This window comes from Paenibacillus cisolokensis, from assembly GCF_018403665.1.
Classification (GTDB): Bacteria; Bacillota; Bacilli; order Paenibacillales; family Paenibacillaceae; genus Paenibacillus_AH; species Paenibacillus_AH cisolokensis.
In genome coordinates this window covers 1-1,580 of the sequence record NZ_BOVJ01000273.1, presented here as the reverse complement: position 1 = coordinate 1,580, position 1,580 = coordinate 1, and the positions used below count along the sequence as shown (strand labels likewise).

The 1,580-nt window shown below is 52.0% G+C and carries 2 protein-coding genes; both read left to right on the top strand.

Going from position 1 to position 1,580, the window contains the following annotated elements; all coding sequences use genetic code 11:
* A partial coding sequence (locus PACILC2_RS25985; protein WP_213531915.1) for an ABC transporter permease occupies window positions 1-791 on the top strand: 791 nt, incomplete at its 5' end.
* Between the two features lie 13 nt (window positions 792-804).
* Window positions 805-1,580, top strand: a 776-nt coding sequence (locus tag PACILC2_RS25980; protein ID WP_213531913.1) for a carbohydrate ABC transporter permease, incomplete at its 3' end; no start/stop codon positions are given.

The following is a 1,580-nucleotide window of genomic DNA, read 5'->3' as shown; positions in this document are numbered from 1 at the left end:
TATTGCAAAACGCTCATATTACGAAAGGGATCATCGGAAGTTCGTGGGCGGGATTTCGGCATTTCGAATATTTATTTTCACTGGACAAGTTTTGGCAGGTGATCGGCAATACGATTATCATCAGCCTGAACCGGCTCGTTTTCGGGTTCCCTTTCCCGCTGATCGTCGCGCTGCTTCTGAATGAAGTACGGCTGGCGGTGTTCAAGAAAACCGTGCAAACCGTCATTTATCTCCCTCACTTCATCTCGTGGGTCATTCTCGGAGGCTTGATGGTCAACTTGTTGACGATCGACAACGGAGTCGTCAACAACGTGATCCGCGCCTTGGGCGGAACGCCCGTCGGATTTATGAGCGATGAATCGGTATTTCGCCAAACGCTCGTCTTTTCGATGATCTGGAAAGAGTTCGGCTGGAATTCCATCATCTATATGGCGGCATTGGCGGGCGTAAGTCCGCACTTGTACGAGGCCGCGATGATCGACGGGGCGAACCGCTGGCGCCGCATGCTTCATATTACGCTGCCGTGTATTCGCAACACGATTATCATTTTGCTTATTCTCAGGCTGGGCGGCATCATGGAAGCTGGCTTCGAGCAAATTTTCGTGCTGTACCACCCGGGCGTCTATTCGGTGGCGGACATCATCGATACGTACGTTTACCGGACCGGTCTGTCGGAAGGAAGATTCAGTCTGGCGGCGGCGGTCGGGCTGTTCAAGTCGATGATCAATTTCGCGCTGCTGCTTATCGCCAACAAGCTGGCCAGAATGATGGGCGAACAGGGCGTCTATTAGGAGGGATGCGCAGATGAGACCAAGAGGCGCCGCCAGTCTGGTGTTCGATACGGCCAACTATATCTTTCTCGCTCTTCTCGGCTTTCTCACCTTGTACCCGTTCTGGGATACGCTGATCGTGTCGATTATTCCGATGGGCGAATATTTGAAGTCGAGCGTTCATCTGTGGCCTGAAACCGTTACGTTCGAAGCTTACGCCTATTTGCTGTCCATGGGAGAGCTGTGGAAGTCGTACTCGGTCACGATTACGATAACCGCTGTCGGTACGCTTATCAATATGATTTTGACGATACTGGCCGCATATGCGCTGTCGAAAACCGATCTGAAGGGCCACCGGGTCATCATGTTTCTCATTTTGTTTACGATGCTGTTCAGCGGCGGCATCATCCCCACTTACATCATCATTAAAAATTTGGGCCTGATGAATTCGCTGTGGGCGCTCATGATCCCGAACGCTCTGAATACGTACAACCTGATCGTGATGAGAAGTTTTTTCGGCTCCATTCCCGCCGGTCTGGAAGATTCGGCCAAAATAGACGGGTGCAACGAACTGGGGGTGCTGTTCCGGATCGTGATCCCGCTGTCCATGCCCGGGATTGCGACGATTGCCCTGTTTTATGCCGTCGCCCACTGGAATGAGTTTTTTCACGCCGTATTCTACATCACCGACAAAAATTTGTGGCCGTTGCAGTTGTTTCTCAGAGGCATGCTGTTTGAAAATGAATCGGCTTATTCAGGCGGCGGGGACAGTCCTTTTCTGCTGGGTCCGGCCATTAAGATGGCCACGGT